The organism is Rhodobacter capsulatus (assembly GCF_052363175.1).
Lineage (GTDB): Bacteria > Pseudomonadota > Alphaproteobacteria > Rhodobacterales > Rhodobacteraceae > Rhodobacter > Rhodobacter capsulatus_D.
In genome coordinates, this window is record NZ_CP198946.1 from 2,116,072 (window position 1) to 2,128,513 (window position 12,442).

Genomic DNA, 12,442 nt, shown 5'->3' on the forward strand with positions numbered 1-12,442 from the left:
TCTTGCTCCAACCGGTCTGATCAAGGCCGGAAAGACATGGAGCGAGCAGATGACAGAACTTTCCAGACGGTCCCTTCTCGTGCTCGGTGGTGCCAGCCTCGGCCTTGCTGCCTGTGGCAATGGCGTGGGCTCGAACGGCGGTGCCACAATCGATGCGCGCGTCGATGCCACGCGCGACTACATGTTGCGCAGCTTCCCCTCGACCCAGCAACTGCTGAGCAAATCGGTCGGCGTGCTCTACATGCCGCTGATGACCGAAGCGAGCTTCGGCTTCGGCGGCGCCTTCGGGCGCGGGGCCCTGCGGATCAACGATGTCACGGTGGATTACTATTCTGCCGCCTCGGCCTCGGTCGGCTTCCAGATCGGCGCGCAGCAATATGCCCATGCGCTGTTCTTCATGACCGAAAAGGCGCTGGCCGATTTCCGCAAAGCCGATGGCTGGGAACTGGGCGCAGATGCCCGCTATGCCCTGCCAGATGGCGGTGGCGCGATCGGCACCGACACGACGACGACGCTGGCCCCGGTGGTGGTGCAGGTCTTTGGCCAATCTGGCCTGATTGTGGGCGCCTCGCTCGCCGGGACGAAATACACCCGCATCATTCCCTGAGACGATCCTCAAGAAAACCGAAAGGCGCGGAACTTTCCGCGCCTTTTCATTTGATTGCGAGGCGAAGCTTACACCTCAGCCGCCGTAGATGACCTTCACGTAATTCGTCGTTTCTTCGTAATCGGGCACGCCACCCGCCTTATCCACGGCCTCGGGCCCGGCGTTATAGGCGGCCAAAGCCAGCTGCCAGTCGCCGAAGCGGTCATACATCATCCGCAGATAGCGCGCCCCGCCTTCGAGGTTTTCCAGCGGATCGGTGGCATCCACCCCCAGCAGCTGCGCCGTGCCCGGCATCAACTGCGCCAAGCCTGTCGCCCCCTTCGGCGAGACCGCGCCGGGGTTCCAACCGCTTTCCTGCTGCACAAGACGCAGGAACAGATCCTCGGGCACCCCATGGCGCGATGCGGCCGCCTTGGCATGGGCCAGATATTCACCCTTGTAGCGCCCGCTGTAGCGCGGCAGCGCGACATTCGAACTGAGACCGCCCTTGGGCGCATCGGGGCGCAGCCGCTCCGAATTGTCGTATTGCCCGGACAGACGGCCATCGAGCAGCGCGAACTGATTGCGCCGCACCAGCGATTGCGACTTGGACGAGGCCCGGCCCAGCACCAGCCCCTCGGCATCGGCCTTACTGATGGCTGAGGGACTGACCGTCACTGCCATCGCAAGTCCAACCGCTGCAACGATTTTTCGCATAAACAACCCTGAAGGTGCCCTCTTCGTGCGGAACTATAGGGACAATTGTTGCAAATGCCTAGCGTCTTGCGCCCCGGCTCTTTTTATGGGCAAAGTATTGCCGACGCTTCAAAACGGGGCCGCTTCATCGCGGCCCCTGAAGCATTTAGAGGCAACGCCGGATCGCTCCGGCCACTACGGAGAGTTTCATGGCAGGATCGGTGAACAAGGTCATTCTGGTCGGCAATCTGGGCCGCGACCCGGAAGTGCGCAGCTTTGCCAATGGCGGCAAAGTCTGCAACCTGCGCATCGCCACCTCGGAAACCTGGCGCGACAAGCAATCGGGCGAACGCAAGGAACGCACCGAATGGCACTCTGTCGCGATCTTCAACGAGGCTCTCGCCAAGATCGCCGAGCAATATCTGCGCAAGGGCTCGACCGTCTATATCGAAGGTCAGCTCGAAACCCGCAAATGGACCGACCAGCAGGGGCAGGAACGCTACTCGACCGAAGTCGTTCTGCGTCCCTACACCGGCAACCTGACGCTGCTCGGCGGCCGTGACGGCGGCGGCTCGGGCGGTGGTGGTGGCGGCGGCTACGGCGGGGGCACGCAGGGCGGCGGTTATGGTGGTGGCTACGACGACGGCCCGGGCTATGGCGGCGGCTCTTCGGCCCCCTCGGGCGGCGGCGGCGGTGGCGGTGGCCGCCCGGACTTCGACGACGACATTCCGTTCTGACGAAAAGGGGGCCGAAAGGCCCCCTTCTTCATCATGATGCCATCTGATGCGGGGCACTCAGCCCAAGGCACGCAGCCGCGCGATCAGGCTCGAAGTATCCCAGCGCCCGCCGCCCATCTTCTGCACATCCTTGTAGAACTGATCGACCAGCGCCGTTACCGGCAGGCTCGCGCCGGTCTCGTTCGCGGTGGCCAGGCAGATCCCCAGATCCTTGCGCATCCAGTCGACGGCGAAGCCGAAATCGAAGCGGTTTTCCGCCATCGTCTTCGAGCGGTTCGTCATCTGCCAGCTACCTGCCGCACCTTGAGAAATCACCTCGACCAGCGCCCCGGCATCCAGCCCGGCCTTCTCGGCGAAGTGAAGCGACTCGGCCAGCCCCTGCACCAGCCCGGCAATCGCGATCTGGTTGCACATCTTGGCGAGCTGCCCCGCGCCACTCTCACCCAGCCGCCGACAGATCCGGGCGTAAGCCGCAATCACCGGCTCGGCCGCGGCATAATCCGCTTCGCTCCCGCCGCACATCACCGAAAGAACGCCATTCTCGGCCCCCGCCTGACCGCCCGAAACCGGCGCATCTACGAAACCGAGTCCTTTCTCAGCAGCAATCGCCGACAGCTCGCGCGTCACCTGCGCCGAAACGGTGGTGTGATCGATAAAGATCGCCCCCGGCGCCATCCCGGCGAAAGCCCCCGTCTCGCCAAGGCAAACCTGACGCAGATCGTCGTCATTGCCGACACAGGCCATGACAAACTCCGCCCCCGCCACCGCTTCCGCCGCCGTCGCGGCACGGGTGCCCGCATGCGTGGCGACCCAGGCCTCGGCCTTCGCCGGGCTGCGGTTCCACACCCTCACCGCATGCCCCTTCGCCGCCAGATGGCCCGCCATCGGAAAGCCCATCACGCCCAAGCCAAGAAACGCCACCTTTGCCATCACCGCTCCCTCTGCACGCGTTTGCGCGTTGAACATTGCCTGCCTGTGACTTAGTAACGCCCCCGCCTGCCCCGTCAATCTGCACCGTCAAATCCCGGTCCGAGGTCCCGCATGTATCGCCTGTTCACCTGGTTGGTCCGCATCGTCTCGGCCGTGCTTGCGCTTGCGGTCGTCGCGGCTTTCGGCGTCTGGTATTTTGCCACCCGCTCGCTGCCCGATTACGACGCGACCTATCAGATGGAGGGGCTTTCGGCCCCGGTCGAGATCGTCCGCTCGACCGAGGACGTGCCGCATATCTTCGGCAAGACCGATGCCGATGTCTATTTCGCGCTGGGGCTCGCGCATGCGCAGGACCGGCTCTGGCAGATGACGCTCGCGCGCCGCACCGTGCAGGGGCGGCTGAGCGAGGTCTTCGGCGAAAAGACCCTGAAGACCGACGAGCTGATGCGTCGGCTCGACCTTTACGGCGCGGCACAGGCTTCGGTCGCGGTGCAGGATCCGGCGACGAAATCGGCGCTCGAGGCTTATGCGCGCGGCGTCAACGCCTGGATCGAAGAGGTGAACCGCTCGGCGCTTGGCCGTGGCGCCCCTGAGTTCTTCCTGTTCGATGCCGAGATCGCCTATTGGACCCCCGCCGATTCGATCGCGCTCTTGAAGCTGCTCGCGGTGCAGAACTCCACCCAAATCGACACCGAGGTGCTGCGCGCGCAGCTCTCGATGCTGGGTCAGGGCTGGGCGACAGACCTGATGCCCGAGGTTCCTGGCCCCGGAACGATCGCCCTGCCGCGCTATTCCGCGCTGTTCCCCGATCTTTCCGCCGCACAGGTGCAAACCGCCAGCGATGACGAGGGGCCGCTCTCCCCCTTCGCCAGCCGCGATTTCGGCGCTGCATCCAACGCTTTCGCCGCCGCGCCCGCGCGCTCGGCCGCGGGCGGGTCGCTTCTGGCCAATGACCCGCATTCCCCCTTCACCGCGCCCTCGCAATGGTATCTCGCGCGGCTCGAGCTTTCGACCGGCGGCGTGATCGGCGCGACAATCCCGGGCATTCCCGCGATCCTCACCGGCCGCAGCGAAGCACTGGGCTGGGGCATCACCGCATCCTGGGCTGATGACGAGGATCTTTTTGTTGAGGAACTCGATCCGAAACAGCCTGAGCGCTATCGCACCCCCACCGGCTGGGCCGATTTCACCACGCGCAAGGTGATCGTTTCGGTCAAGGACGCCGCGCCGGTGACGCTTACCCTGCGCTGGACCGAGAACGGCCCGGTCCTGCCCGCCGGTCACTTCGATCTGGGCAGGGTGACGCCGCCCGGCCATGTGATGAGCCTTGGCTGGTCGGCGCTCTCGCCCGCCGATACCTCGATGAGCGCGGCGCTGAAAATCATGCAGGCGAAAACCGTGCCGGATGCGGTTGCGGCGGGCGAAGGCTTCATCGCCCCCTCGATGAACCTGACGCTCGCCGATGCGACCTCGGTGGGCATGGTGACGCTCGGCGCGCTGCCGCTGCGCGATCCCGCCAACGCCACCGAAGGCCGCATGCCGCAGCCGGGCTGGCTTTCGGCGAACCGCTGGCATGGCCGCCTGCCCTATGACAGCAATCCGCGCCTGCTCGACCCCGAGGGCGGCATCGTCATCAACACCAATAACAAGCTGACAGATCAGCCCTTTCCGCTCCACGTCAGCTACGACTGGGGCGATACCCAACGCGTCGCCCGCCTGACCCGCCTGATGGGCGAGCGCGAGGTGCATTCGCGCGAAAGCTTCATCGCAGTGCAGACCGACACCGTTTCGCCCGCCGCGCGTGGCCTGCTGCCGCTCGTCGGCGCCGATCTGTGGTTCACCGGCACCCCCGCGCCCGAAGGCACGCCCGAGCGGTTCCGCCAGCGCGCCCTCGAACTGCTCGCCGCCTGGGACGGCGACATGAACGAGCACCTGCCCGAGCCGCTGATCTATGCCGCCTGGATGCGCGAATTCCAGAACCGGCTGATCCGCGACGAACTCGGCCCGGAACTGGCGGCGAAATTCATCCATATCGAGCCGCTTTTCCTCGAACATGTGCTGCGCAACGTGAATGGCGCCGCGCGCTGGTGCGACATTCTGCAATCGGCGCCGGTCGAGACCTGCACCGACATCGCCCGCATCTCGCTCGATGCGGCGCTGCTGGGGCTGAAGGAAAAATACGGGCCACAGATCGAAAGCTGGCGCTGGGGCGACGCGCATGAGGCGCATCACGACCATACGGTTCTGGGGCAAAATCCGCTGCTGGGCTGGCTGATGAACATCCGGCAATCCACCTCGGGCGGTGATTTCACCCTGAACCGTGGCCTGACCGTGGGCACGGGCCCCGAGCCCTTCACTAATGTCCATGGCGCGGGCTATCGCGGCGTCTATGATTTCGCCGACCCGGATTCCTCGGTCTTCATCATCGCCACGGGCCAATCGGGCCACCCGTTCTCGCCGCATTATGACGATCTGGCCGATCTCTGGCGGCGTGGCGAATATATCCCGATGTCGCTTGATCCGGCTCTGGCGCGGGCCGCGGCCGCCGGGATCACCCGGCTGGAACCGGTCACGCCAGATGACTGAACGGCGAAAGGGCGTATTTGAACCAAGAAAAAACACCCGCTTTTTCTTGGTCTAAATACGCCCTTTCAACGGCTTGCAGAGCAAACCTAAAGTGATTGGAAGCGGACCTTCTGCGCCTCGGTCCAGCGCAGGAGCAACTTCCAGCCCTCTTCGCCCTGCACTTCGTCGCGGATCACGCCTTGGGCATGCAGCCAAGCATGTTCCTTGCCCGCGGTGAAGGGCAGATCGATCTCCTCCTCGATCCGCTCATCACCCAAACGGGTTTCGATCGCCGCCAGAAGCGCCGGGATACCTTCACCCGACAGCGCCGAGACCGCCTGCACATCCGAGCGCCGCGCGTCCTGACCCAGAAGGCCCGACCGCACCGCCTCGGACAGGGCGTCGATCTTGTTCCAGACCTCGATCAGCGCCACATCTTCGGCAACGCCCAAGGATTCAAGGATCTCGCCGACGTCTTCGGCCTGTTCCTCGGTCTCGGGGTGGGAAATGTCGCGCACATGCAGGATCAGATCGGCTTCCAGCACCTCTTCGAGCGTCGCGCGGAAGGCGGCCACCAGTTCGTGCGGCAGGTCCGAGATGAAGCCCACGGTATCCGACAGGATGATGCGCCGCCCGGACGGCAGCACGAGCCCGCGCATCGTCGGGTCGAGCGTCGCGAACAGCATGTCCTTGGCCAGCACCTCGGCCCCGGTCATGCGATTGAAAAGCGTCGACTTTCCGGCGTTCGTATAGCCCACCAGCGCAACGATCGGGAACGGCACCTTGCGCCGCGCTGCCCGGTGCAATTCGCGCGTCTTCACCACCTTGGCCAGCTGCCGTTTCAGCCGGATCACCTGATCGTCGATCGCGCGCCGGTCAGCCTCGATCTGGGTTTCGCCGGGACCGCCAACAAAACCGAAACCGCCGCGCTGACGCTCGAGGTGGGTCCAGGCCCGCACAAGCCGCGTGCGCTGATAGGAGAGCGCCGCCAGTTCCACCTGCAGCACGCCTTCGCGCGTCCGCGCTCGATCGGCGAAAATCTCAAGGATCAACCCGGTCCGGTCCAGAAGCTTGACGCCCCATTCCTTTTCCAGGTTGCGCTGCTGGATTGGGCTCACAGGACCATCGACCAGCACCAGATCCACCTCGGCCGCGGTGAGACGCTCTTTCAGCTCGGCCATCTTGCCGGTGCCGAAAAGATGCCCCGCATGGGGTTTGGGTAGGCGCACGATCTCGTGGCCCATGATCTGCAAATCAGGCAGCGCGGCCGCAAGCGAAACAGCTTCGGCCAGCCGCAATTCCGGCTCGCGCCGGGCATCGACCGCCTTCAGGTCGGGGTGCAGCACCCAGACGCGGGTCGGACGGTCTTTCGAAAGGATGGAGTCGCTCAGTCTTCGCCCTCGTAAAGAGAGATCGGCGAGCCGGGCATGATGGTCGAAATCGCGTGTTTATAGACCAGCTGCGACTGGCCATCGCGGCGCAGCAGCACGCAGAAGTTGTCGAACCAGGTGATCACGCCCTGCAGTTTCACCCCGTTGATGAGGAAGATCGTGACCGGAACCTTGGTCTTGCGGACGTGATTAAGAAACGCGTCCTGAAGGTTCTGTTTGTCGGCAGCCATTTTTTCTTATGCCTTTTTTTGTGTTTTGTCCTGTCGCGCGGGGCCGGGTTCGGTCTCCCGCGTCAAGTATGCGCAAAGGTGCAAGAGATTCCAGCCAAAAAGCAGTCACTTGTTCGCGGGGCACGGAAAATGCCGTGCCCCTGTCGCGTCCGGGGCGCAGTCGGACGATTTCCGACCTCAGACTTCATCGCCCGCGGTTTCGATCTCGTCCTCTTCGGCCTCGTCGAAGCCCGCGCCGCCCCGGCCCGATTTCGCCGAGGTCACGACACCGAGCGATTTCAGCTTCCGGTGCAGCGCCGAGCGTTCCATGCCGACAAAGGCCGCCGTGCGCGAGATGTTGCCGCCAAAGCGGTTGATCTGCGTCAGCAGATATTCGCGTTCGAAAAGCTCGCGCGCCTCGCGCAGCGGCAGCGACGCAAGTTGGCCGCCCAGAACAATCCGCCCCTCCTCGGGTTGCGCGGCATTTCCGGGCAGTTCCCGCGCCTCGATCGGGCCGGTGCCGTCGCCAAGGATCAGCACGCGCTCGATCACATTGCGCAATTCGCGGATGTTGCCGGGCCATTCCATCGTCTGCAGGCTGGCCACCGCCTCCTCGGACAGTGCCCGCTGCGCCAGCCCCTGGGTGCGGTTGAAGACCTCGATGAAATGCCCCGCGATCAGCGGCACATCCTCGCGCCGCTCGGCGAGCGAGGGCACGGCGATCGGCACCACATTCAGCCGGTCGTAAAGCTCCTGCCGGAACCGCCCGGCGGCGATCTCCGCAGGCAGATTGCGCGTGGTCGAGGAAATCACCCGCAGATCCACCCGCACCTTGTCCGAGCCGCCCGCGCGGGTGAATTGCTGCTCGGTCAGCACGCGCAAGATCTTCGATTGCGTCCCAAGCGGCATCTCGGCCACTTCGTCGAAATAAATCACCCCGCCATGCGCTTGTTCCAGAAGACCTTTTTCGATTCCACGCTCGGCGGTCTCACGACCGAACAGCACCTCTTCCATGCGCTCGGGCGCGATCGTCGCCGAGTTCACAGTGACAAAGGGCGCCGCCGCGCGGGTCGAATGCTGGTGGATGTAGCGCGCCGCGGATTCCTTGCCCGAGCCGGGATCGCCCGTCAGCATCACCCGCCCGTTCGATTTCGTCACCTTGTCGAGCTGATCCTTCAGCCGCCGGAACGCCGCGGAGTTGCCGATCATGTCGCCCGAATGCAGATCCCGTCGCCGCAGGCTCGAATTCTCGCGCCGCAGACGGCTGGTTTCCATCGCGCGCGAGATCACCACCATCAGCTGGTCGATGTTGAACGGCTTCGAGATGAAATCGTAAGCGCCCTGCTTGATCGCGGCGACCGCGATCTCGATGTTGCCATGCCCCGAAATGATGATGATCGGAATATCCGGGTTGTCCCGCTTCACCGTCTTCAGGATGTCGATCCCGTCCATCCGGCTGTCCTTGAGCCAGATGTCGAGGATCATCAGCGCGGGGGCTTCGGCGTTGATCGCCTCCATGCAGGCGTCGGAATTGGCCGCCGTCCGTGTCGCATAGCCCTCGTCCTTGAGGATGTCGGCGATCAGCTCGCGGATGTCCTTTTCGTCATCGACGATGAGAATGTCGCTCATGGCTCACTATCCTTGATGGCGCGCAGCCCGGATCGGGCGCGGGGCAGTCTGATTTCGGCACAGGCGCCGGGATGGGCGCCAGCGTCAAAGGGAGGCGCATCGGTCAGAACCAGCATGCCGCCGTGTTCCTCGATGATCTTCTTCACGATGGAAAGGCCAAGGCCGGTGCCCTTGGCGCGGGTGGTGACATAGGGCTCGAAGAGCCGCGCCCGATCGGGCGGCAGGCCGATGCCATTGTCCATGATCCTGATCTCGACCGCTTCCGGCTCTTCGGTCAGGCTGACCCTGACTTCCGGGGCATAGCCTTCGGGGGCGCCCTTTTCGATCAGGCTCTCGATCGCCTCTCCGGCATTCTTGATCAGATTGGTCAGCGCTTGGCTGATCATCGTCGCATCCAGTTCGACCACCAAAGGCCCCGCGGGCAGATCGGCCGAAAGCTTCGCGCCGTGCAGCGATCCTTCCTGCAACAGCACCGCGTCGCGGGTCAGCTGCACGATATCATGATCGCGCCGGTTCGGCTCCGGCATCCGGGCAAAGCGGGAAAACTCATCCACGATCCGGCGCAGATCGTCGGTCTGGCGGATGATCACGCCGGTCAGCTGCTCCAGCGCCTCGGCCTCTTCCGCCTCGACCTGACGGCTGAACTTGCGCTTGATCCGCTCGGCCGACAGCTGGATCGGCGTCAACGGGTTCTTGATCTCATGCGCAATGCGCCGCGCGACATCGCCCCAAGCAGCCATCCTTTGCGCCGAGACCAATTCGGTCACATCGTCAAAAGCCACCACATAGCCCTCGCGCCGCCCAGAGGCCCGCCGTTCGGCCATCCGCACCAGCAGGCTTTCGAGCCGACCATCGCGGGAGACCCGCACTTCCTCTTGCACGACAGAATGCAGGCCGTCCTGCAACTTATGGAAAAGCGAAGCAAATTCCGGAACGGCCTCGGAAAGCGCACGATCCGTGTCGCGTGCGGGCGAGAGCTTCAACGCCCGCACGGCAGAGGGGTTGAGAAAGTCGATCCGCCCCTCGGCATCCAGACCGATCACCCCCGAGGTGACAGAAGACAGCACGGAATCAAACATCCGCCGCTGCTCGTCGGTTTCCCGGTGCGAGGCCACCAGCTCGTCGCGCTGCCCCTTGAGCTGGCCGGTCATGCGGTTGAACACCTGCCCGAGTGTGGCGATTTCGTCATCGCCCTCTTCCTCGATCACGCGGGCATCCAGATCGCCGCGCCCGACACGCTCGGCCGCTGCAGCCAGTCGCCCGATCGGACGCGACAGGCGCTCGGCAAACCAGAGCCCCGCCCAGATCGCAGCCAGGATCAGGATCAGCGCGAAGCCCACATAGATCAGCCCGAACTCGAACAGCACCCGCCCGCGCGAGGTCTCAAGTTGCTGATACAGGTGGACGGTCTCGCGCGTGTTGTCGAGCAGCGACAGGATCTGGCCATCGACCGCACGCGACACATAGAGGTAGCGGTCGACATAGGCGTCGAGTTTGATCAGCGCCCGGAATTCCGAGTTCGACCAATCCTCGATCAGCACCGTCTCGCCCTTCGCGGCCTGAACCACCTTTTCAGGCGGCGGGGTCTCGTAGTCGAAGAGATAGGAGCGATCCCCGCGCGCGACGATTTCCGCCCCGCCATCAATCACATAGGCTTCCTTGAGGCCGCGCTGGATGCTTTGTTGCCCCGAAACGAGCCATTCGCGCAGATCGCCATCATCGGCAAAGGTCGCCGCCTGACGCCGCAGGTTGAGAAAACCAGCCAGCGCCTCGGCATCCTGCACAAGATCGTGGCGATGCTCTTCCTGATAGGCTTCAGCAGCCGACAGCGAGGTGCCGACGACCGAGCGCACCCGATCCGAGAACCAGCCCTCAAGCCCGATGTTGACAGTCAGCCCGGCAAAGAGCGCCACGAGCACGGTCGGCACCAGTGCAATCCCGGCAAAGACCCCGGTCAGCCGCAGCGTCAGCCGCGAGCCCGTCGCCCGCGCGCGGCGAGCGGCCATCATCTGGGTCAGGCGCAGCAGGATCAGTCCGGCCAGCACGAGGAAATAGACAAAATCGCTCAGAAGCGTCAACCGCAGGGCGATGCTGTCTGCACCCTGCCCCAGCGGTCCCAGAACGACGAAGGTGATGATGGCGAGAGCTGGGCCCAGCACCGCCAGACCAAAGACGAAGCCACTCTGCACGCGGCGCTGGCGACGCAGCCGCGCCAGCTTCTCCCAAGCTGAGCCACTCCTCGTCATGGACACGACGGGTCCCCCGGATTTCCGCCGCGGCGAATCCGTGAGGTGGATTTGCCACAATTACCTGTGGCTCATTTACATCAGTTTGCGCCGCCTTGTCACCTGAATATCCAGATCGGTGATCTTTTTGCGCAAGGTATTGCGGTTGATCCCCAAAAGATCCGCACATTTGGCCTGATTGCCGCCGGTGGCATCAAGCGCGATCTCGATCAGCGGCGCTTCCATTTCCGCCAAAATCCGGTCGTAAAGCCCGGGCGGCGGCAGGTTTCCGCCATGCAGATCGAAGTAACGCCGCAGATGCCGGGCGATCGAGGCGGAGAGTTTCTCGCCCTCGCCGCCCGCACCGCGCAGGGGTTCGACCGCGGGCTGGTTGCCCAGAACGAATTCGACCTCGGCCCGGGTGATCTCTTCCTCGGAGGCCGTCACGACAAGCCGCCGCACGGTGTTTTCCAGCTGCCGCACGTTGCCCGGCCAGGCATAGGCCCGCACGAGCGCCATCGACTCCGCCGAAAAGCGCCGCGTGCCCAGACCGTCGCGCTCGGCCCGGCCCAGGAAATGCTCGGCGAGCAGCGGAATATCTTCAACCCGCTCGCGCAGCGCGGGCACAGCCAGCGTCACCCCGCCCAAACGGTAGAAAAGATCCTGCCGGAACCGGCCCGCCTCCATCAGCGCGCCCAGATCGACCTGGGTCGTCGCCATGATCCGCGGCGCGGGATCGGGCAGCGCATCAAGCATCCGCACGATCCGCCCCTGCGTCTCGTCGTCGTAATCGCCGACCTCGTCAAAGACCAGCGAGCCGCCCTTGACCCGGGCAAGCAGGCTCGAGGGGCCATCGGCGCCCATCAGATCGGCCGCCTGCGCCACCACGAAGGGCAGCGTGCGCCGGTCGGAAAAATCATGAATCGCCTTTGCGATCAGAGACTTGCCGGTACCAGATTCGCCCATGATCATCACCGGCAGATCGGCGTTCATCACCCGCGCGACCAGCCGGTAAAGCGCCTGCATCGCCGCGGTGCGCCCGACAAGCGGCAGATCGGTGCCCTCGGGGCGCGTCGTCTCGACGACCTTCGGCACCACCTGCGCCCGACGCTTCAGCTCCAGCGCCCGCGCTGCCCGCTTCATCAGATCGGGCAGATCGAAGGGCTTCGGCAGATAGTCATAGGCATCCGCCTCGGCCGCCTGAATCGCCGTCATAATGGTGTTCTGCGCCGAGATCACGATCACCGGCAGGCCCGGCCGTTCCCGCGCGATCCGCGGCAGCGCCTCGAGGCCGTTGCCGTCGGGCATGACCACATCGGAAATCACCAGATCCCCCTTGCCCTCTTCGACCCAACGCATCAGCGTCATCAAGGACGCCGTCGCATGGACCTTGCAGCCCGCGCGGGTCAGCGCCTGGGTCAGAACGGTGCGGATCGTGCGGTCGTCGTCGGCGACGAGAACGGTGCCATCCATC

General features: G+C 64.5%; 10 protein-coding genes. 3 read left to right on the forward strand and 7 right to left on the reverse strand.

What is annotated here, in order from left to right; translation table 11 throughout:
- The first annotated feature begins 49 nt into the window (after window positions 1-49).
- Window positions 50-607, forward strand: coding sequence for a YSC84-related protein (locus tag ACTTAI_RS11310; RefSeq protein ID WP_444451668.1), 558 nt, complete (start codon window positions 50-52; stop codon window positions 605-607).
- A gap of 75 nt (window positions 608-682) precedes the next feature.
- Here the strand turns inward: ACTTAI_RS11310 and ACTTAI_RS11315 are convergent, their stop codons facing one another.
- A complete protein-coding gene (locus tag ACTTAI_RS11315; RefSeq protein ID WP_444451669.1) occupies window positions 683-1,303 on the reverse strand; it encodes a lytic transglycosylase domain-containing protein in 621 nt (206 codons plus the stop codon).
- 188 nt (window positions 1,304-1,491) lie between these two features.
- On the opposite strand from ACTTAI_RS11315, the gene ssb reads away from it, so the two are divergent.
- On the forward strand, window positions 1,492-2,019 hold the full coding sequence (ssb, locus tag ACTTAI_RS11320; protein WP_444451670.1) for a single-stranded DNA-binding protein: 528 nt from the start codon (window positions 1,492-1,494) through the stop codon (window positions 2,017-2,019).
- 57 nt (window positions 2,020-2,076) lie between these two features.
- Here the strand turns inward: ssb and ACTTAI_RS11325 are convergent, their stop codons facing one another.
- Window positions 2,077-2,949, reverse strand: coding sequence for an NAD(P)-dependent oxidoreductase (locus tag ACTTAI_RS11325; RefSeq protein WP_444451671.1), 873 nt, complete (start codon window positions 2,947-2,949; stop codon window positions 2,077-2,079).
- A gap of 111 nt (window positions 2,950-3,060) precedes the next feature.
- Between ACTTAI_RS11325 and ACTTAI_RS11330 the strand changes: the two genes are divergently transcribed.
- Window positions 3,061-5,535, forward strand: a complete 2,475-nt coding sequence (locus ACTTAI_RS11330; protein ID WP_444451672.1) for a penicillin acylase family protein — start codon at window positions 3,061-3,063, stop codon at window positions 5,533-5,535.
- A gap of 86 nt (window positions 5,536-5,621) precedes the next feature.
- Here ACTTAI_RS11330 and hflX read toward each other — a convergent pair whose 3' ends face one another.
- The 5 genes from hflX to ACTTAI_RS11355 form a co-directional block, all read right to left on the reverse strand.
- Entirely contained in the window at window positions 5,622-6,905 is a 1,284-nt protein-coding gene (hflX, locus tag ACTTAI_RS11335; RefSeq protein WP_444455742.1) for a GTPase HflX, read from the reverse strand.
- Complete coding sequence (hfq, locus tag ACTTAI_RS11340; RefSeq protein ID WP_013067525.1) at window positions 6,902-7,135, reverse strand: RNA chaperone Hfq; 234 nt, start codon at window positions 7,133-7,135, stop codon at window positions 6,902-6,904. Before hfq ends, hflX begins: the two co-directional genes overlap by 4 nt.
- A gap of 177 nt (window positions 7,136-7,312) precedes the next feature.
- Window positions 7,313-8,743 carry a nitrogen assimilation response regulator NtrX gene (ntrX, locus tag ACTTAI_RS11345; protein ID WP_444451673.1) on the reverse strand — a complete coding sequence of 477 codons (1,431 nt, stop codon included), beginning with the start codon at window positions 8,741-8,743 and terminating at the stop codon, window positions 7,313-7,315.
- On the reverse strand, window positions 8,740-10,989 hold the full coding sequence (locus tag ACTTAI_RS11350) for an ATP-binding protein (protein WP_444455744.1): 2,250 nt from the start codon (window positions 10,987-10,989) through the stop codon (window positions 8,740-8,742). The genes ntrX and ACTTAI_RS11350 overlap by 4 nt, the downstream gene beginning before the upstream one ends.
- A gap of 75 nt (window positions 10,990-11,064) precedes the next feature.
- A complete protein-coding gene (locus ACTTAI_RS11355) occupies window positions 11,065-12,441 on the reverse strand; it encodes a response regulator (RefSeq protein ID WP_444451674.1) in 1,377 nt (458 codons plus the stop codon).
- Window position 12,442 lies beyond the last annotated feature (1 nt).